At 57.8% G+C, this 19260-nt stretch carries 17 protein-coding genes; 10 read left to right on the top strand and 7 right to left on the bottom strand.

Annotated elements, in window-relative coordinates; genetic code table 11:
- The first annotated feature begins 15 nt into the window (after nt 1-15).
- The 4 genes from hflK (at nt 16) to ACN0WW_RS00810 (ending at nt 5402) form a co-directional block, all read left to right on the top strand.
- The gene (hflK, locus tag ACN0WW_RS00825; RefSeq protein WP_417608959.1) at nt 16-1053 is read left to right on the top strand and encodes a protease modulator HflK; all 1038 of its coding nucleotides are present in this window, start codon (nt 16-18) and stop codon (nt 1051-1053) included.
- Entirely contained in the window at nt 1053-1904 is an 852-nt protein-coding gene (hflC, locus tag ACN0WW_RS00820) for a protease modulator HflC (protein WP_417608399.1), read from the top strand. Before hflK ends, hflC begins: the two co-directional genes overlap by 1 nt.
- A gap of 276 nt (nt 1905-2180) precedes the next feature.
- Nucleotides 2181-3716, top strand: coding sequence for a Do family serine endopeptidase (locus tag ACN0WW_RS00815; RefSeq protein WP_417608397.1), 1536 nt, complete (start codon nt 2181-2183; stop codon nt 3714-3716).
- 105 nt (nt 3717-3821) lie between these two features.
- Complete coding sequence (locus ACN0WW_RS00810; RefSeq protein ID WP_417608395.1) at nt 3822-5402, top strand: helicase HerA-like domain-containing protein; 1581 nt, start codon at nt 3822-3824, stop codon at nt 5400-5402.
- A gap of 50 nt (nt 5403-5452) precedes the next feature.
- Here the strand turns inward: ACN0WW_RS00810 and ACN0WW_RS00805 are convergent, their stop codons facing one another.
- Together ACN0WW_RS00805 and queF are read right to left on the bottom strand one after the other, a co-directional pair.
- Nucleotides 5453-5842 carry an acyl-CoA thioesterase gene (locus ACN0WW_RS00805; RefSeq protein WP_417608393.1) on the bottom strand — a complete coding sequence of 130 codons (390 nt, stop codon included), beginning with the start codon at nt 5840-5842 and terminating at the stop codon, nt 5453-5455.
- A 66-nt stretch (nt 5843-5908) separates the two neighbouring features.
- Nucleotides 5909-6379 carry a preQ(1) synthase gene (gene queF / locus ACN0WW_RS00800; protein ID WP_417608391.1) on the bottom strand — a complete coding sequence of 157 codons (471 nt, stop codon included), beginning with the start codon at nt 6377-6379 and terminating at the stop codon, nt 5909-5911.
- A 108-nt stretch (nt 6380-6487) separates the two neighbouring features.
- Here queF and ACN0WW_RS00795 point away from each other — a divergent pair, with 108 nt between their 5' ends.
- The 5 genes from ACN0WW_RS00795 (at nt 6488) to ACN0WW_RS00775 (ending at nt 12638) form a co-directional block, all read left to right on the top strand.
- On the top strand, nt 6488-8020 hold the full coding sequence (locus ACN0WW_RS00795; RefSeq protein WP_417608389.1) for a cryptochrome/photolyase family protein: 1533 nt from the start codon (nt 6488-6490) through the stop codon (nt 8018-8020).
- A gap of 130 nt (nt 8021-8150) precedes the next feature.
- Entirely contained in the window at nt 8151-8987 is an 837-nt protein-coding gene (gene sseA / locus ACN0WW_RS00790) for a 3-mercaptopyruvate sulfurtransferase (RefSeq protein ID WP_417608387.1), read from the top strand.
- A 26-nt stretch (nt 8988-9013) separates the two neighbouring features.
- Nucleotides 9014-10213: a cystathionine beta-lyase gene (gene metC / locus ACN0WW_RS00785; RefSeq protein WP_417608385.1), complete on the top strand. Its 1200-nt coding sequence runs from the start codon at nt 9014-9016 to the stop codon at nt 10211-10213.
- Nucleotides 10210-11553: a mechanosensitive ion channel family protein gene (locus ACN0WW_RS00780; RefSeq protein WP_417608383.1), complete on the top strand. Its 1344-nt coding sequence runs from the start codon at nt 10210-10212 to the stop codon at nt 11551-11553. Before metC ends, ACN0WW_RS00780 begins: the two co-directional genes overlap by 4 nt.
- Before the next feature lie 302 nt (nt 11554-11855).
- Nucleotides 11856-12638: a TorF family putative porin gene (locus tag ACN0WW_RS00775; protein ID WP_417608381.1), complete on the top strand. Its 783-nt coding sequence runs from the start codon at nt 11856-11858 to the stop codon at nt 12636-12638.
- 56 nt (nt 12639-12694) lie between these two features.
- Here ACN0WW_RS00775 and ACN0WW_RS00770 read toward each other — a convergent pair whose 3' ends face one another.
- From ACN0WW_RS00770 to ACN0WW_RS00760, 3 genes are read right to left on the bottom strand one after another with little or no spacing between them, the layout of a single operon-like run.
- Nucleotides 12695-14242, bottom strand: a complete 1548-nt coding sequence (locus tag ACN0WW_RS00770) for an ATP-binding cassette domain-containing protein (RefSeq protein WP_417608379.1) — start codon at nt 14240-14242, stop codon at nt 12695-12697.
- Nucleotides 14239-15027 (bottom strand): ABC transporter permease, encoded by a 789-nt coding sequence (locus tag ACN0WW_RS00765; protein ID WP_417608377.1) that lies wholly within the window; start codon nt 15025-15027, stop codon nt 14239-14241. The genes ACN0WW_RS00770 and ACN0WW_RS00765 overlap by 4 nt, the downstream gene beginning before the upstream one ends.
- 4 nt (nt 15028-15031) lie before the next feature.
- Nucleotides 15032-15925, bottom strand: coding sequence for an ABC transporter permease (locus ACN0WW_RS00760; RefSeq protein ID WP_417608375.1), 894 nt, complete (start codon nt 15923-15925; stop codon nt 15032-15034).
- Nucleotides 15926-16041: 116 nt separating this feature from the next.
- Between ACN0WW_RS00760 and ACN0WW_RS00755 the strand changes: the two genes are divergently transcribed.
- A complete protein-coding gene (locus ACN0WW_RS00755) occupies nt 16042-16842 on the top strand; it encodes a MerR family transcriptional regulator (protein ID WP_417608373.1) in 801 nt (266 codons plus the stop codon).
- Nucleotides 16843-16853: 11 nt separating this feature from the next.
- Here the strand turns inward: ACN0WW_RS00755 and ACN0WW_RS00750 are convergent, their stop codons facing one another.
- Together ACN0WW_RS00750 and ACN0WW_RS00745 are read right to left on the bottom strand one after the other, a co-directional pair.
- Complete coding sequence (locus tag ACN0WW_RS00750) at nt 16854-17996, bottom strand: epoxide hydrolase family protein (protein WP_417608371.1); 1143 nt, start codon at nt 17994-17996, stop codon at nt 16854-16856.
- Between the two features lie 342 nt (nt 17997-18338).
- The gene (locus ACN0WW_RS00745) at nt 18339-19208 is read right to left on the bottom strand and encodes a 3-hydroxyacyl-CoA dehydrogenase NAD-binding domain-containing protein (protein WP_417608369.1); all 870 of its coding nucleotides are present in this window, start codon (nt 19206-19208) and stop codon (nt 18339-18341) included.
- Between the last annotated feature and the right edge of the window lie 52 nt (nt 19209-19260).

Raw genomic sequence — 19260 nt, 5'->3', positions numbered from 1 at the left:
GGCGCAATTTTGAACATGGCCGGGCCATGGGGCAATAATGGCGACAATGGCAATGGCGGCGGCAACGGTGGCGGTCCCCGCAATCCATGGGGCAATCCCGGCGGCGGGCCTTCCGGCGGTGGACGCAAGGGTGCCAGTTCTCTCGAAGAATTATTCAAACGTGGCACCGGTGGCGGCTTCAAGGGCGGCATTCCCAAACGCCCGGGCGGACGATCCTGGTGGCCGCTGATGGCAATCGCCTTTGTCATTCTCTGGGTGTTGCTGACCAGCATCCATCGGGTCAGTCCACAGGAACGCGGCGTCGTGACCTTCCTGGGTTCCTATTCGCGGACTCTGCAACCGGGCCTGCATTTCTCGCTTCCGACACCGCTTGAACAGGTTACGAAGCTGGACGTCGAGGAAATTCGGACGATCGACATTCCTGAAGGAGAATCTGAAAAGCTGATCCTTACCGGTGACCAGAATATCGTCGATTTGGCCTATTCGGTGCGCTGGAACATCAAGGCGCCAGAGCTGTTCCTGTTCCAGATTGCCGAACCGGAAGAAACGATCAAGGAAGTCGCGGAAGCGTCCATGCGCGCTGCGGTTGCCAATTTCACACTGGATGACACGATCGGTTCCGAACGGTCGGAAATCGAACAGACCGTGGAACGGAATATGCAGCAACTGCTCGACGGCTATGGGGCCGGCGTTGTCATTCGCGGTATCGCCATCAAGAAGGCCGATCCGCCTGCTGCGGTCAACGATGCGTTCAAGGAAGTGTCCGCCGCTCAGCAGACAGCGCAGACCTATCTCAACGAAGCCCGCGCCTATGCCCAGCAGCTGACCGCTCAGGCGCAGGGCGAATCCGCCGCGTTTGACAAGGTCTATGAAGAATATCGCCTGGCACCGAGGGTCACTCGCCAGCGCATGTATTATGAAACGATGGAGCGCGTTTTGTCGAAGGTCGACAAGACGATCGTCGAGGCGAGAGGTGTGACGCCTTATTTGCCCTTGCCGGAAATCAGGAAGCGTGCCCAGCAACCCGCGATTACGACTGCGGAGGGCAAATAATGGGACCGATCATGAAAAACCCCGTCGCCCTTGGCATAATTGTCATTGCGCTGCTTTTCACTCTGCTGAACACGCTGATCATCGTGCCCGAAACGCGGCAAGGTGTGGTCGTACGCTTTGGTGAACCGGTTCGCATCATCAACCGCTACCAGACCGACGTGCCATTCGGACAGACCGGAGCGGGCCTGCTTTGGAAAATTCCGTTTCTCGAACAGGTTGTATGGATCGACAAGCGTATCCGCGACGTCGAGATGGAGCAGCAGCAAGTGCTGTCCACCGACCAGTTGCGGCTTCAGGTCGATGCCTTTGCGCGGTTCCGGATCACCGATCCGCTGCGCATGTATATTGCCGCCGGTAACGAAGAGCGTGTTTCGGAAGAATTGCGACCGATCCTCGGTTCGGCTCTGAGAAACGAACTGGGCAAGCGGCCGTTTGCGGCCTTGCTTAGCCCCGAGCGCGGCCAGGTGATGGACAATATTCAGGCCGGCCTCAACCGCGTCGCTCGCCAATATGGCGCTGAGATTGTCGACGTGCGGATCAAGCGGGCCGATTTGCCCGATGGCACGCCGCTCGACAGCGCCTATCAGAGAATGCGGACCGCGCGCGATCAGGAAGCACGGACCATCCGCGCGCAAGGCGCAAAGCAGGCGCAGATCATTCGTGCCGAAGCCGATGCCAGCGCTGCCCGCACCTATGCCGAGAGCTTTGGCAAGGACCCGGACTTCTATGATTTTTACCGCGCTATGAAGAGCTACGAAACGACCTTCCAGGGTGGTGGACCGGATGATCCACAAAGTTCATTCGTGCTGTCGCCGGATAACGAATATCTGCGCCAGTTCCGGGGCAAATAGTCGCGATTGGCAGGACGCCGACCACAATTGTCGTTTTTCTGCAAAAACCGGCCTTTTTTCGACCAGGGAGCGATTCCCGGCTTGCGAAAAGGCGGGAGCGCACCCAAATAGGTTGTCATCGGGAATGGCCCGCAGTTCTGCGATTAAAATCGCTGGGCAAATATGGTAATATTCAATTTCCGTTCATGACAATTGCGCCAATAATTTGGAGAATTTGAACGGATCTGACGGGCGACCTGATTTTTGCTCCGCCAGTAATTTGAGAGGAAAATGACAGTGCGTTACGCTTACGGAATTTCAGCAGCTTTGCTTTTGGCCGGTAGTGCAGCAACCCTGACCGGAATTGGCCCGGCCGGGGCGCAGACCGCCGCCAATGACAGTTCGGTGATACGGAACCTCGCGCCGCGGGCGGGGGCTCCGATGAGCTTTGCCGATCTGACCGAACAATTACAGCCCGCCGTGGTCAATATCTCGACCACCCAACGCGTTCGCGTGACTAACAACAATCCTTTTGCCGGAACGCCCTTTGACGGCCTGTTCGGCAACCGCCAACGCGGCGGCGGCGAGCAGACCCGCGAAGCCCAGTCGCTGGGATCAGGCTTTATCATTTCCGCCGATGGCTACGTCGTTACCAACAATCATGTTGTCGCACCGGGCGACCGGAACGCCACTATCGAATCGATCACCGTGATCATGCCAGACCGCACCGAATATGAGGCCGAACTGGTCGGTCGCGATGCGGCATCGGATATCGCTGTGCTCAAGATCAAGGCAGACAAGCCGCTGCCATTCGTCAAATTTGGTGACAGTGCGGCTGCTCGTGTTGGCGACTGGATCATCGCGATCGGCAACCCGTTCGGTCTTGGTGGAACCGTGACAACCGGTATCGTATCGGCGATTCACCGGAGAACCGGCCAGGGAGCCTATGACAGTTTCTTGCAGACCGACGCATCGATCAACCGCGGCAATAGCGGCGGCCCGATGTTCGATCTCAACGGCAATGTCATCGGCATCAACAATGCCATCATATCACCAACCGGCGGCAACGTCGGCATCGGCTTTGCCATTCCGGCAGAAGTCGCCGCGCCGATTGTAGAGACGCTGAAAAACGGCGAGAAAATCGAACGCGGTTATCTCGGTGTCCAGATTAGTGCGCTTTCGGAAGATCTCGCGGACTCTCTCGGCCTCGAAAAGAATCAGGGCGAATTTGTCCAGCGGGTTGAACCCGGCGAAGCGGCCCAGAAAGCCGGCATCCAGGCAGGCGACGTCATAACCAAGGTGAACGGCAAGGCTGTGACACCTGACCAGACCCTGTCCTATCTCGTGGCCAATCTGCCGATTGGCACCAATGTGCCGATCGAGCTGGTGCGCAATGGCAAGACCATGAAAGTCAACGCCAAGCTCGGCACGCGGCCTTCCGAAGAGGAGCTCGCCAGCAATTCGTTCGACCCTGATGCGCAAGACGATGCAATGGGCCAGGATGATAATGGCGCCAGCGCAAAAGCCACCGCTGAAGCGCTGGGCTTGTCGGTCGTCGACCTGACGCCGCAGATCGCCAGACAGATCGGCGTCCCATCCTCGCAAAAAGGCGTGGTTGTATCGACGGTCAATCCAAACAGCGATGCAGGTCAGAAAGGCATCAAGCGCGGCTTCCTGATTGTCAGCGTCAACCGCCAACCGGTCACCAACGCAGCGGAATTGGATAGCGCGATAAACAGCGCAATACGGTCCAAACGGGAAGCGGTTCTGCTTCAGATCCGTCGCGGTGCACGCGATCCGCAATTCGTCGCGGTACGCTTGCAGGATAACTAAACGCTTTTAAACACAGGTAACAGAAAAGGGCCGGCGCTTGACGTCGGCCTTTTTTTTGCGTCAAGTTAGAGTACTCGTTTGCAACAAGATTGAGGGGATCCGCCAGTGGCCGATGCGACAGACATTTTTCTCGGACTGGGCGGTGGCGAGCGACAGAGCCTGAACCTGTCGCGTGCCAACCGGCATGGCCTGATTGCCGGCGCAACCGGAACCGGCAAGACGGTCACGCTGCAAGGCCTCGCAGAAAGCTTCTCGGCCAATGGCGTACCGGTCTTCGTTGCTGACGTAAAAGGTGACCTGTCCGGCGTTTCGATGGCAGGATCATCGCAATTCAAACATGCTAATAAGCTGGAGGAACGGGCCAGGGAACTCGGCATGACAGATTATGCCTATTCGGACAATCCGGCGATATTCTGGGACCTCTATGGCAAGCAGGGTCACCCGATACGGACCACGATCACGGAAATGGGGCCGCTATTGCTGGCGCGGCTGATGGATCTGAACGAGACCCAGGAAGGGGTGCTCAATATCGCGTTCCGGTTTGCCGATGAAGAAGGGTTGCTGCTGCTGAACCTCGAAGATTTGCAGTCGATGCTCGCTTACACGGCGGAAAACGCCAAGCAATTGTCGGCCAAATATGGCAATGTGACCAAGGCCAGTGTCGGCGCGATCCAGCGCCAGTTGCTGCAGCTGGACAGCCAGGGAGCCGGGCAGTTTTTCGGTGAACCCGCGCTCGAAATTGACGATTTCATCAAATGCGATGAACAGGGGCGCGGCTATATCAACATACTCGCCGCCGACCAGTTGATGCGCAGCCCGAAACTCTACGCCACCTTCCTGCTATGGCTGCTCGCCGAACTGTTCGAAACGCTGCCGGAAGTCGGTGATCCCGCAAAGCCGAAGCTGGTCTTCTTCTTCGACGAGGCGCATCTGCTGTTCGATGACGCGCCGAAAGCACTGGAAGACAAGATCGAGCAAGTCGTCCGGCTGATCCGGTCCAAGGGTGTCGGCGTCTATTTCGTGACCCAGAACCCGATTGATATCCCGCAAGAGGTTGCCGGTCAGCTCGGCAATCGCGTGCAGCACGCGCTGCGCGCCTTCACCCCGCGCGACAAGAAAGCAATCAAGGCCGCCGCCGATACGTTCCGGATCAACCCCGATCTCGATGTCGAGCAGGCCATTACAGAATTGCGGGTAGGCGAAGCACTGGTTTCGACTCTGCTCGAAGATGGAGCCCCTTCTGTCGTCCAGCGGACCCTGATCAAGCCACCGCGGTCCCGGCTCGGACCGGTAACGCCGAAAGAACGCGCGATCATCAATTCAATCTCGCCCTATGACGGCAAATATGACGAAGCCGTCGACCGGAACAGTGCCGAGGAAATATTGGCGCAAAAGGTGATCGATGCCACGGCCACGGCGCAGGAAGTCGAGGAAAAGGGCAAGGAGGAAGTTGGCAAACAGCCCCGCAAGAGCAAGAGCATATGGGAAAAGGCGTTCAGTCGCGGCGCCAAGGTCGCGGCAGGCTCGGCGGCCGGCATGGCGGCCACCACGATATTGGGGAAAAAATCGCGTGCAAAGCCGCTGCAATCCGGCGTCACTTCGGCGGTCGGTTCGGTTGTAACGGATCTCGCAGGCCCGGTGGCCGGTCGCTTCGTTCGCAATCTGATCGGTGGACTGATGCGGTGAAATATGAGTAGCGGACTGACGCCAAGTCGGCATTGGGTCGGCTCCGGTCGTTAACCCAAAAACCGCGCGACGATGTCTTTCGCCAGGCGAGTCGGGCGGAGCGTGTCGGCATCAACGCAGCACCAACTGGACTGGACTTCGGCGAGCACTTCTTCGCCACGCTTGATGATCGTGCTGTAAAATGCCCGCGCGCCATGAACTTTTTCCAATAGCACCTCGGCGATGACATCATCATTCAGAAAAGCGGGCTTGCGGTAGGTGATCTCATGCTTGATCGCTACCCAGAGGTGGGAAGCAACAGCTTCGGAGGGAGCAATTTTCTGCCAGTGAGCCACGACCGCATCCTGCACCCAGGTGAGATAATTGGCATTATTCACATGACCCATGAAATCGATATCAGATGCCTCGATGGCGATATTATGCTGATGTTGTTGACCCATATGTTTACACTAGGGTTAGTTTGTGACGTTGCAAAGTCAAAAACGCTTTAGTGTGCCACGGTCTCGCTATCCGCGGCCGCGGTACGGAGCAACGCCTTGTTCAGGAACCCATAATCCTGCTGGCGGTTCGCCAGACTGCCAGAATACATCAATCGGAATACCACCACGAGGATACCAGTACCCACCTATACGCAGCCATTTGGGTTGCATTTCGTCGAACAGCCGTCGGCCGATTCCGACCGTGCAGTCTTCGTGAAAAGCGGCATGGTTGCGAAAGGACCCGAGAAACAGCTTCAACGATTTGGACTCCACGATCGTCTCACCGGGCGCATAATCGATCACCAGATGCGCGAAATCCGGTTGTCCGGTCACCGGACAGAGGGAGGTGAATTCGGGTGCTGCAAACCGGGTCAGATACAAGTCGCCCGCTCGCGGGTTCGGGACATAATCCAGCTCCGCCGTTTCGGGCGATGTCGGGAGCGCGCTATCCTGGCCCAGAAATCGTGGTGCCAGTTTTTCGGATTCATCATCGGTCATGCGAACCGTTTAGAACAGCCGGCACGCGATGTCATCAGTCACGACAACTGCCAGACTGCCCTAAAGCACAGATCGCCAGAGGCCGCCCGATGATGGGATAAGCCGAGCATGTCTGAAAAAACTCTCATACCGATATTGGGCGATCAACTCTCGGTCCACATCTCCGCGCTGAAAGGACAAAAGCCCGACCAATGCATACTGCTGATGATGGAGGTGAACGAAGAAACAGCCTATGTCAGGCATCACAAGGCAAAGATCGCCTATATATTCTCGGCCATGCGTCACCACGCAAAAGCGCTCGAGGAACGGGGATGGTCGGTGGACTATGTCGCATGGTCCGATTCGGAGAATAGCGGCAGTTTCTCGGGCGAAATCGCGCGGGCGCTGGAAAGGCATGATATCGATAGCATCCGCATCACCGAAGCTGGTGAGTGGCGGGTCATGGCGATGATCGACAACTGGGAACAGAAGTTCGATATTCCGGTCACTATCTGCCCGGACGATCGGTTTGTGGCAACGCATCAGGATTTCGCCGACTGGGCAGACGGCAAAAAGCAGCTCCGCATGGAATATTTTTATCGCGAGATGCGGCGGAAAACTGGCTTTTTGCTCGACGAGGACGGTAACCCGGAAGGCGGCGAATGGAACTACGACACCGCCAATCGAAAGCCGGCAAAGGGCGACCTTGCTATTCCGCAACCGATCCGCTTTCGTCCCGATGAAATCACGCGCGACGTGCTGGCTCTGGTCGCAGAGCAATTTTCCGACCATCCCGGATCGCTTGAACAGTTCCACTTCGCCGTCACGCATGAAGAAGCGATGCGCCAGAAACGCAAATTTCTTGATGAAGCCCTGCCCCGGTTCGGGGACTATCAGGATGCCATGCTCAGCGGGCAGCCTTTTCTGTGGCACTCGATCCTCTCGCCCTACATCAATTCCGGCCTGCTCGATCCGCTCGATCTCTGCCGGGAGGTGGAGCAGCGCTATCATGATGGAGAGGTACCGCTCAACGCAGCGGAAGGGTTCATCCGGCAAATCATCGGATGGCGGGAATATATGCGCGGTATCTACTGGCGCGAAGGTCCGGACTATATCGACCGAAACTTTCTGGACGCGCAGAGACCACTGCCGGATTTCTACTATTCTGGCGAAACGGACATGCATTGCCTGGCGGAAGCGATCGGACAGACGCTTGATCTGGCTTACGCCCACCATATTCAGCGGTTGATGATAACCGGGAATTTTGCCCTGATCGCCGGTCTCCAGCCGCAAGCGGTGCATCAATGGTATCTGGAAGTCTACGCCGATGCCTATGAATGGGTGGAACTGCCCAATACACTGGGAATGAGCCAGTTCGCCGACGGCGGCATCATTGCTTCCAAACCCTATGCCTCGTCGGGTAACTATATCAACAAAATGTCAGATTACTGCCAGCATTGCCGCTATGACGTCAAACAGCGGGTTGGCGAAAACGCCTGCCCGTTCAACGCCCTCTATTGGGAGTTTCTTGACCGGAATCAGGAAAAGCTGGGCGACAATCATCGACTGGCCATGCCTTATCGCACCTGGGAGGGCATGGACCCGCATACCCGGGACGATATCCGGAGCCACGCCAAAAACTTCCTGGATCAACTATCATAAAATGAATGACCCAAAAACCACATATGCGGTAGATTCATTGGGTAATGCGTTATAGCCTCGACGGCTGGAAACCGAATCGCTAAACGAAGATACGAACAGTGCAAATGATTGCGGGTATGAGGAGCTGAATATGGAATTGCTGGTATCAACGGACTGGCTGGCCAAAGAACTGGGTGCATCGGATTTGCGCATCGTCGATGCGACAAAGTTCATGCCCGATGCAGGGCGCAATCCAGCAGCCGAATATGAAGCCGGCCACATCCCGGGGGCCGTGTTCATGGACCTCGGTGAATTGACCGACACCAACAATCCGATCGACAACATGCTGCCACCGGCAGAAAAATTCGCCAGCCGGATGCAATCGCTTGGTCTTGGCGATGGCAGCCGCGTCGTTCTTTATGACGACAGCCCATTGAAAAGCGCTGCCCGTGCCTGGTGGATGCTGACCATTTTTGGCGCCCATGAAGTGGCCATTCTTGATGGCGGTATCGCCAAGTGGAAAGCTGAAGGACGGCCACTGGAAACCGGCAAGGAGGCTTTGCGCCACCGCCACTTCACGGTCTGGAAAGATGAGAAGGACGTTCGCACCAAAGCCGATTTGCTGGCCAATCTGCACAGCAAGGACGAACAGGTTGTCGATGCGCGCCCTGCTGACCGGTTCAGCGGCGAAACACCCGACCCGCGCGGCAATACAGCATCCGGACATATTCCTGGCTCAACCAACATCCCGCACAGCAATTTTTTCAACGCCGATGGCACCTGGAAAAGCAGTGACGAGATCAAGGCGATTTTCAGCGATGCCGGCATCGATCTCTCGAAGCCACTGATCACAACCTGCGGCTCAGGCATGACCGCAGCCGTTGTATCCTTCGCCGCAGCCTTGGCGGGTGCCGAGAAGACCGCGCTTTATGACGGCAGCTGGGCCGAATGGGGTGCCGATGCGGACACGCCGAAAGAAACCGCCTGAAGATGCTGGCGCTGCTGGAACTTTAGTTGGCTGATCACGACTCTGGTTCAAAAAGACCTGCAACCCAGGTCGTGACCGGTGGTCGGCGCAAAACATGGACCGGCGCTGTGGTCAATCCGCCGGTGTGGCGTGGGAGCACCCATCTCTACGAGGATGTGGCGCATCTCAGGGATGGCGTGAAATCCAACGGTGACGGGAAATTCTTCTACGGTCGCCGCGGTTCTCCAACGCAATGGTCGCTGGCCGAAGCGCTGACTGAAATGGAACCCGGTGCCGTCGGGACGATGCTCTACCCCTCCGGGGTCGCTGCCATCTCCTGTGCACTGCTCGCGGTTCTGGAACCCGGCGATGAAGTATTGCTGACCGACAGCAGCTATGACCCCAGCAGGAGTTTTGCTGACACGTTCCTGAAGCGGATGGGTGTGACCGCCCGTTATTATGACCCGATGATCGGGTCGGATATTGCAGGCCTGTTTGGCCCCGACACCAAGGCAATCTTGATGGAAAGCCCCGGCAGCCTCACCTTCGAGGTCCAGGATGTCCCGGCGATCTGCAAGGCGGCTCAAGCCGCCAATGTGGTCACTCTGCTCGACAATACCTGGGCAACCTCCCGCTTTTTCCCGGCACTGGAGCATGGCGTCGATATCGCGATAATTGCAGCCACTAAATATATTGTCGGGCACAGCGATGTGATGATGGGCGCGGTGACCACTCACAGCGGCCATTGGACACGGCTGCGGCGGACGGCTCAGCAACTCGGCCAGGTGGTCTCTCCCGATGACGCCTATCTCGCTTCCCGCGGTCTCAGAACATTGGAAGTTCGTCTGCGCCAGCACGAAGCCAGTGCGCTGAAAGTCGCCAGCTGGCTGAAGCAACGGCCCGAAGTGGGTCTCGTCCTCCATCCAGCCCTGCCCGACTGTCCGGGCCACGAGATATGGAAACGCGATTTCGCAGGCGCATCTGGACTGTTTTCCTTTGAACTGGAAGGCGGCAACGAACAAAGCCGGGCGGCCTTCATCGACGCCCTGGAGCTGTTTGGCATTGGCTATAGCTGGGGCGGCTTCGAGAGCCTCGCCCTCCCGGTCGATCCGGGGAAGCATCGCACGGCTACCGAATGGACGATCAAGGGCGCGCTGGTCAGGCTCAATATCGGACTGGAAGACCCGGACGATCTGATTGGCGACCTTGCCAAAGCGTTTGAACATTATCACAGTGCGAAGCGATGATCGATGACGCATTAAAATATATCGAGGCGCTGACGCCGGACACGCCTCGCAATGTGCAATATATCGAAGGCACCGTAGCCGTCGGCCTCGTCATATTGGCGCTGACCGCGGGCTGGTATCTCAGCAAATATATCGGTCCCAAGCTTCGTCATCTGTGGGAAGCCCGCGCTGGCTATGAGAGCGAGCTGGCGGGTCGCCGCATCCGCGACATGACGCGCCGCGCGACCACATTCATTCTGTGCGGGATTTTCCTCGCCTTTTATCCTTGGCACCTGATCGCACAGGTTGTCTTTTCCCTGACCATCGCAATCACGGTTGGCCTGTTTGCCAATGACCTGATCCGCGGTGTTCGGATGCCGGACTGGCTGGGTACATCGATTGGCCTCGCCCTGTTCGTGAGCATCGGGTCGGGACTGGTTGGCGGTATCGAACCGATTACCGAAGCGATGGACAGGGTCGGGTTCAGCTTGGGCACGAGAAGAATTTCACTGCTCTGGATTGTCTCCCTGGCGATGACCGCCGTTATCATGCTCGCGGTGGCCCGTGTGCTGATGCGGCTCGTGACCTATGTCATCGGAAACAGCGAACTGGATGGCGCGCAAAAGGTTCTGGGCCAGAAACTCGCCACCGTCGCCATTCTGGGCGGAGCCTTTGTCCTCGGCCTCGACATAGTCGGGATCGACCTGACGGCTCTGGCGGTCTTCTCCGGTGCCTTTGGTCTGGCGATCGGCTTCGGTATGCAGAAGACGATCGGTAACCTGATCGCGGGGATCATCCTGCTGATGGACCGTTCAATCAAGCCCGGTGATGTCATCGCCGTCGGAGACAGTTTTGGATGGGTGAACAAGATCGGCGTCCGCGCCGTCTCCGTCCTGACCCGGGAGGGCAAGGAGCATCTGATCCCGAACGAAGACCTGATGACGCGGGAAGTCGAAAACTGGTCCTATTCCAATCCCAATGTGCGGATCAGCATCCCGGTCGGCGTATCCTATGACACCGACATGGATCACGCAATCGACCTGATGAAACAGGCTTGCGTTGACGTGCCGCGGGTGCTCCAGCATCCCAAACCGGTCGTCTGGATGCTGGAGTTTGGCGACAGCAGCGTCAATTTTGAGATCCGCTGCTGGATCAAGGATCCGCAATCGGGCGTCGGCAATTTCAAGGCAGCGATCCTGAAACGGGTATGGGATCTGTTCAAGGAACATGGGGTCGAGATTCCCTTTCCGCAGCGCGACATTCATATCAAGTCACTGCCGAAAACAGGAACATTCACCCTCGAATCCGGCGCCAGCCAAAGCATCGACAGCGCAGAATCGGAATCGGAATCGGCCAAATAAGCTGCGCTACCCCTTTCGACATGCTGGACGGTGCAGAAAAGCGGCAGGAATGATGCATATTTAATCACCGATCACCAAATCCGCCTAAAATTTAAGCGCGCTACTTCGCCGTTGTTGCGCAAGTGCAACATTCGACAATTATGTCACCTTTCCTGTCTCTTCTTTCTTGTGCAGCGCAATAATATAGAGCAGCTTTCCCTTGCATGTTTAGAGACTGTTCGCGTTCGGGGCATCTGGCGCAATAAAAAGACAGCCAAAACAAATCAGGAGGGGCGAGACGCATCAACGAGAAAGGGATTTCCATGCGCACGTCCAGTAAAAATATTCTTGGCGGAAAAGCCAAATCAACCATCGTCGGCCTTTCGGCCATCTTGTTGGCCAGCACGGCCGCACCAGCATTCGCCCAAGATGAAGAAGCTGCATCCGCCAGCCCCTTCACCATTTCCGGCAACGCAGCTGTTACATCTGACTACCGTTTTCGCGGTGTTGCACAATCCGGCGGCGACGTAGCCATCCAGGGTGGTATCGATATCGGTCACGAAAGCGGCCTCTATGTCGGAACATGGGGTTCTTCGATCAACTTTGCCGGTGGCACGGAAATCGATATTTACGGCGGCTGGTCCGGTGAAATCGCTTCGGGCATTTCCGCCGATGTTGGCTTGCTCTATTATTTCTATCCTGACGCAGGCGGCGTTGGTGGTGGCGCAACCGATTTCTTCGAACCTTATGCTTCGCTTTCCGCGACTCTGGGTCCTGTAGAAGCGACCGTCGGTGCTGCTTATTCGTGGAGCGGACAGAGTGCGCTGGCGAACCAGGACAATATCTATATTTACACCGACCTGAGCACCGGCATTCCGAACACCCCGCTGACCGTGAACGGACATATCGGCTATTCTGACGGCAACAGCTTCCTCAGCACATTGCAGGGCACCGACAACAATTACGTCGATTGGTCCCTGGGCGTTGATTATGCCATCACGGAAAATCTGACTTTGGGAGTGGCCTACACCGATACCGACGACTCCCCGGCACAGAAAGATTTCACCGACTCTGCCTTTATCTTCACTCTCGGCGTATCGTTCTAAATTCACAAAATTCACGCTGAAAAAGGGGCCGCTCGGACAACCGGGTGGCCCTTTTTTTAACTCGCGGCGATCAGCTTTTGCGTCGCCGGATGCCGGGGATCGTCAATCACGTCCTGCATAGCACCGCTTTCCACAATCGTCCCTTCTTCCATCACGGCAACGCGGTGGCATAACCTGCGCGCGGCAGCGATGTCGTGTGTGATGAATAGCAGGCTCAGACCATTTTCCACCTGTAGCCGGGCTAGCAACTGGAGAATCTCGGCACCAACCAGCGGATCAAGCGCAGAGGTTGCCTCGTCCAGCACCAGCAGTTGCGGCACCGCAATAATGGCCCGGGCGATCGCCACCCGTTGCGCCTGACCACCGGACAGGCTTGCCGGAAGACGAGTCAAAAAATCCTCCGCCAGATCGACATCAGACAAAGCCTGCCGCGCCATCTGGCCATGTTCGGCATGGCTCAGGTCGGGCCTCAGGTTGCGCAGCGGTTCGGTCACTATGTCCCGAACCTGCCATTGCGGATCGAGGCTGGCGACCGGATCCTGAAAAACCGGCTGAATCAACCGGCGCATGTCGAGACTCCGTTTGCGGCGTTCCGGAAGCACAGTCCCCTGCCACATGATTTTGCCATGCGTCACGGGTCCGATACCGGCAATGGCACGCCCAAGCGTTGATTTCCCCGAACCGGAACCGCCGACGACGGCCAGCGCCTCGCCCTGCCGCAACCGGATGCTCGCATTGACCACAGCCCGGATTTTACCCCTACGCCAGCCAGGAAGATCAAAATCGACTCCAAGATTCGCCGTTTCCAGCAACAGCGCGCCAGGCTGGCTAAGCTCGGGGGGTGGTTCTTCTAGGCGCGGCGTGGCGGCGATCAGCCGTCTCGTATAATCTTCCCACGGACTGGCGATGATTTCGCCCACCGGCCCCCTCTCTAACACCTGCCCCTTTTCCATCACCACCAGCTGATCAGCATGCCCCTCGACCGAGGCAAGATCGTGGCTCACCAGCAGCAGGCCCAGCCCCTGCTCGATCCGCAATTCGTCGAGCAAAGCCATGATCTCGGCGCGCAGCGAGGCATCCAGAGCGCTGGTCGGCTCGTCGGCCACAAGCAATTTCGGTTCGTGCGCAATGGCCGCTGCAATCATCACCCGCTGGCGTTCGCCACCGGACAGACGATGCGGAAACTGGTCGAGACGCTCATCAGCCCGCGACAGGCCAACCCGGTGCAGTTTGCGGGCCAGATCCTCACGCGAAGGCCTCGAGGCCCCGGCCTGCATCGTCGCCTCCTGCAGTTGGGCGCCGACGGTCAGATGCGGCGTCAACGCGGTCAGCGGTTGCTGGAATATAAATCCGGTGAGCCAGCGGCGTATGTCGCGGATTTGGCGGGGATCGGCGCTGCCGAGATCGATTCCGTCCAATATCATCGAGCCGGAGGCCGTCGCAGCGGTAAGGCCAAAAGGCGTCAGGCAAGTCAGGCTCTTGCCAGATCCGGACGCGCCGATAAGTGCAGTGCACTGTCCTGCCTCGACGGTGAGGCTGACCTCTTCGACGATCCGCTTGCCTACGATATCTACGGCCATATTCCGGATTTCATAGAGGCTCATGAGAAACGGTCTCTCAGCCGCTCACCTTCGATGGTCAGACAGACCAATATCAGAACCAGCAGACCGCCAGGCAGTGCCAAACCCAATGGCACCATATCCATGTCATCGGCGCCCTCCTTGACCAATATACCGAGCGATGTCAGCGGCTCCTGTACGCCAAGACCGAGGAAGGAGAGGAAACTCTCGACCATCACCACCTGCGGCACGGTCAGCATCAGATAAGCCAGCGCGACACCCGCAACATTGGGCAGAATATGCCGGACGATGATTGTGATCGATGGAGCCCCGGCGGCTTCAGCCGCCAGAATGAACGGGCGCTGTTTCAACGCCATCACCTGCCCCCGGACGACCCGGGCCATGGTCAGCCACTCGACCAGACCGATGCCGACGAAAACCAGCAGGATCGACCGGCCGAAAACCACCATCAGCAGAATGACAATGAACATGAACGGGAGCGCATAGAGGCCGTCGACAATCCGCATCATTGCCTCATCGACCCGGCCGCCGATCCAGCCTGCGGTTGCTCCCCAGGCGATGCCGACAATGAGCGAGACCAAAGCCGCAGCCACCGCCACCATCAACGTGATCCGGGTTCCGGCAGCGAGCCGCGCCAGCCGGTCGCGGCCGATTTCATCAGTACCGAAGAAATGCGATCCGCTAAATGCCGGCGCACGGACCGCATCCCAGTCGATCTGGTCGTAGCTCCAGGGAAGCAGGAACGGCAGCAACAGCGCCAGCGTCACAATCACCAGGACAAGAACAAGCGGGGCATGGCGTTTCAACATCACCTCACCCTTCCCGCATTCTGGGATCGAGCCAGCCGTAGATCAGGTCAGCAAGCAGGTTGAACAGGATGATCAGCGCGGCATAGAGGGTGACCACACCGAGCACGAGCGGATAGTCGCGGTTCAGCGCCCCCTGGACGAAATAACGACCCAGTCCCGGCAGACCGAAAACGGTTTCCACCACCACCGCGCCGGTCAAGAGGCCAGCCGCTGCAGGACCCAGATAGCTCGCCACCGGTACCAGAGCGGGCCTGAGTCCATGTTTGAACAATATTTTGGTTTCGCCAATCCCGCGCGCCCGTGCCGTCCGGATATGATCCTGCCTGAGCACACTAGCCAGTCCGGCGCGGGTCAACTTGGCAATCGCACCCGACACCGGCAGCGCCAGCGCCACGACCGGCATGATCAGCCAAGCGACGCCGTCACCGGTTCCCGACACCGGCAACAACCCCAGCCAAAGACCAAAGAACAGAGCCAGCGCAGGCCCGGTTACAAAAGTCGGCAGCGCGGTCGCAATCGTCGCAAGCATCATGATCGTCTTGTCGGTTGTCTTTCCGGCCTGCACCGCCGCAAAAAGGCCGGCGGTTACGCCGATCATCAGGGCGAGCACGATTGCAAGGCCGCCAAGCGTCAGGGAAATCGGCAGGCCCTGCGCTATCAGCTCCGATACACTGAAGTCGCGATAGACCAGTGACGGCCCAAAATCCCCCTGCACCAGCCGCGAAACGTAGAGCCAGGCCTGCTCCCACAGCGGAAGGTCGAGGCCATAGGCCCGTTGCAGTGCCTCCTGGGTAGCTGGATCGAGCGGACGCTCCCCGTCAAACGGTCCGCCGGGCGCCAGACGCATCAGAAAAAACGACGCCAATATGATGACTAGCAATGTCGGTATGGCTGTCATCAGCCGTCTGAAAATTAATCCGCCCATTGAGGGTGAATGGCGCAAAGCACAGGGCCTGTCCAGCAGCCACATAAACCGCTTGAAGTTGACCTAACGTCAAGGACTATACCGAAAATATGATTGATTCGCTGACCATAAACGAGGTTGTACGCCGCACCGGCCTGACCAGCCGCGCCCTGCGCTTTTACGAAGCGCGCGGACTGTTGTCACCGCTGCGCACAGGGTCCGGAAGGCGCGTGTATAGCGCCGCGCAAATCGAACGGATCCACCAGATCGTCACGCTCAAGAAGGCCGGGCTGAGCCTGTCCCAGATTGGCCGCTTGTTCGACAACAAACCGCTGGACCTGGCCCATCTTTTGCGCGGTCAGCTTGCCGTCCTGTCGGCGGAGGCGGACGAAATAGCCATGGCCAGAAACAATCTCGAAACTGCATTGTCTCGCATCGACAGCGGCGAACCTCTCGATGCTGCGACCCTCTGTTCGCTAGTCAAAGACGGAGAAGAAAACATGACCCAGGAAAACTGGAAACAGGTGATTGATCGTTATTACACGCCAGAGGAGCAAGCGCACTGGCTTGAAAATGCTGCGCCCATCCTGCCGGAATTCAGCAGCGACAAATATCTGGAACAATGGAAGGAATTGAGCGGCCGCATTGAAGCGGCATTGCCCATGCCAGCCGACAGCGAACAGGCGCTGGCCTTTGTTCGCGAATGGTTCGCGCTGCTGGAGCCGTTCAGCAAGGTAGCAACCCCGGAAATGTGGGAGGGCACGGCCAAGCTTTATCAATCAATGCCCGAATGGGAGGGCCAGATTGATCCGGGCTTTTCTTCGAACGTCTGGCAGTTCATCTCGCAAGCGACGACGGCCGCGCGAGCGGCTGGCCACGATATCGGACCATTACCCGCTTGGATGTCCTGAGGTAAGCAGGATTAAAGCTCCATCTCGGCGAAGCAGCGCCGCACTTCTGCAATGAACAGGTCGGGCACTTCCATCGCTGCGAAGTGCCCACCACGTTCCGGCTCGCCCCAGTGGCGCAGGTTCTTGAACCGTTGCTCGGCCCAGCGGCGCGAGGGCGTGATGATCTCGTGGGGGAAAATGCTGCACCCCGACGGGATCTCGACCGGATCAATATTGGGAGCGCCAAAGCTTTCGCGGTATAGCCGTGCCGACGAAGCCCCCGCATTGTTGAGCCAGTAGATCATCACATTGTCGAGCAGCTGGTCGCAGTCGAAATTGTCATCCGGCGCTTTGGCATCGTCTGCCCAACCCTGGAATTTTTCCATGATCCAGGCCATCTGACCGACCGGCGAATCCGCCAGGCCATAGCCGAGCGTCTGCGGGCGGGTCCGCTGGATTTCAGCATAGCCCGCGCCCTGCGACTGGTAGACCGCGAAATGTGCAAGCGACGCCTGTTCTTCCGGCGTCGGGTTGTTCATGATCTCTTCCGACGGCGGCCCGACAATCACCAGATTGACGTGTATGCCGGCACAGTGTCCGAGATTTTGCGCACCGATGACCGAGGTCACCATTCCGCCCCAGTCTCCGCCCTGCGCGAAATAACGGTCATAGCCCAGCCGCGTCATCAGCGTGTCCCAGGCAGTGGCGACTTTTTCGATGCCCCAACCGGTTGCGGTCGGCTTGCCGGAAAACCCATAGCCGGGCAGTGACGGCACCACCAGATGATAGGCATCCTTGGCCTCGCCGCCATGGGCCACCGGATCGGTGAGCGGCCCGATCACATCCATGAACTCGACGATCGAACCCGGCCAGCCATGGGTCATGATCAAAGGCCGGGCGTTCGGCTCCGGAGAACGGATATGCATGAAGTGGATATCGACGCCGTCAATCTCGGTGAGATGATGGGAATATTGGTTGAGCGCATCCTGGCAGCGCTTCCAGTCATAGCTGGTCCTCCAGTGATCGACGACGGTCTTGACATAATCGAGCGGAATACCCTGCGACCAGTCATCGACCGGTTCCGGATCGGGCCAGCGCACATGCCGCAAGCGAATGTCTAGATCGTCGAGGGCCGTCTTTGGAATATCGACTATAAAGTCTCTGATGTCGGTCATATCTGCTCTTCTCTCCGCTTCTGTTTCTGCACCTGGATCGTCAGCCATCGACATGGTCCGCTAAAAAAGCCGCTTTCCATAGAGGCCCTTATATCTAAATCGGCCCAGCGGCCCGATTGTTTATAACATGCTTCCATTTCTTCCACCGAGGGATAGTCAAATAACACTGATGATTGTCCCAGCCTTACGCATGACTCGTCTTTTGGATCGCAAAATACCGTCCACCGGGTGACAGCAGATCAAGAAAGGCAGGAAGACGCCCCGCTACATCGCACGGATGATCGTCCACACAATGGTCTGCCTTGTCCGGATAAAAGGTCAGGGTCCAGGCATCATAGGCTTTCACATCGTCGGGACCGGTACTTCGCCCGAATAGTCATAGAAGCCCTTGCCCGTCTTGCGACCGAGCCAGCCGGCCTCGACATATTTGCAAAGGATCGGCGCCGGACGATATTTGGGATCGCCAAAATCAGTCTGGAGAACGCGCAGGATTTCCAGCAAAGTATCCAGTCCGATCAGATCAGCCAGCGTCAGCGGCCCCATCGGGTGACCGAGGCCGAGCTGCACGCCGCGGTCGATATCTTCCATCGACGCCGTGCCTTCGCCGAGCACGAAAAACGCCTCGTTGAGCATCGGCAGCAGGATGCGGTTGACGACGAAGCAGGGCGAATCCTTTGCCATGACGGCGGTCTTGCCGACTGCCTTGGCAAAATCGCTGGCCATGGTCGCCGTCTGGTCGCTGGTGGCGAGGCCGCGAATGACTTCAACCAGACCCATTAAGGGAACCGGATTGAAAAAATGCACGCCGACAAAGCGGGACGGATCCTTGACCGACTGCGCCAGCCGAGTGATCGATATCGATGATGTATTGCTGGCGAGAATAGCCTGATGCCCCAGCACTTCGGAAGCAGCGGCAAAAATCTGGCGCTTCACCTCTTCGCGTTCGGTGGCGGCTTCGATGATGATATCGGCATTGGCCATCGGATCGAGCTGAACCAGCGGTTCAATCCGCCCAAGCGCAGTGTCTGCCGCTTGCTGTTCAATCTTTTCCTTTTCCACCAGCCGCGCGAGTTGCTTGGCAATGCCGGCCTTGCTTTTTTCGGCTATCTCCATGCTGACGTCCGACAGATAGACATGGTAGCCCGCCTGCGCCGAAACCTGTGCGATACCCGCACCCATTTGCCCCGATCCGATAATACCAATTGCTTTCATGCTATCCCTTTCGCGCTGCGTATCTTGAGTGCACAAGCCACTAGCGATTGTC

It is taken from the genome of Parasphingorhabdus sp. (assembly GCF_048269865.1).
Taxonomy (GTDB): domain Bacteria; phylum Pseudomonadota; class Alphaproteobacteria; order Sphingomonadales; family Sphingomonadaceae; genus Parasphingorhabdus.
The sequence above is the reverse complement of the archived record's forward strand: the minus strand, read 5'-3'. Positions and strand labels throughout refer to the sequence as shown.